The 280-nt window shown below is 41.8% G+C and carries 1 protein-coding gene; it reads left to right on the top strand.

The annotated features are described in order from the left end of the window. Positions 1 to 280 (top strand): S8 family serine peptidase (locus AAEY62_RS22020; protein WP_350636530.1); only part of this gene is annotated, 280 nt, incomplete at both ends.

Raw genomic sequence — 280 nt, 5'->3', positions numbered from 1 at the left:
CACAAATAAATGGTGCAGAGTTTGTGATGATTGCAAACAATACTGATGATGGTACACCAGCTCCTATGGGTGGTTTTGATGCTGCTGTAACAATTAAAAACGTAGGCATTAATTTTGCTGCAGGTGCGGCTTTAAAAGCACAGTTAGCAGCAGGTGGTCCGGCAACATTTGATATTAGCATTGACATTAAAACTACATCTGGCGCTGTAGCTACGTTCTCATCTCGTGGTCCTTCAATGGATGGTTTATTAAAACCAGAAATTACCGCACCAGGTACTAG

Source organism: Pseudoalteromonas sp. GW168-MNA-CIBAN-0100, assembly GCF_040309225.1.
GTDB lineage: Bacteria > Pseudomonadota > Gammaproteobacteria > Enterobacterales > Alteromonadaceae > Pseudoalteromonas > Pseudoalteromonas arctica.
Note: the sequence above shows the minus strand (reverse complement) of the source record. Positions and strands in the feature narration are given on the sequence as shown.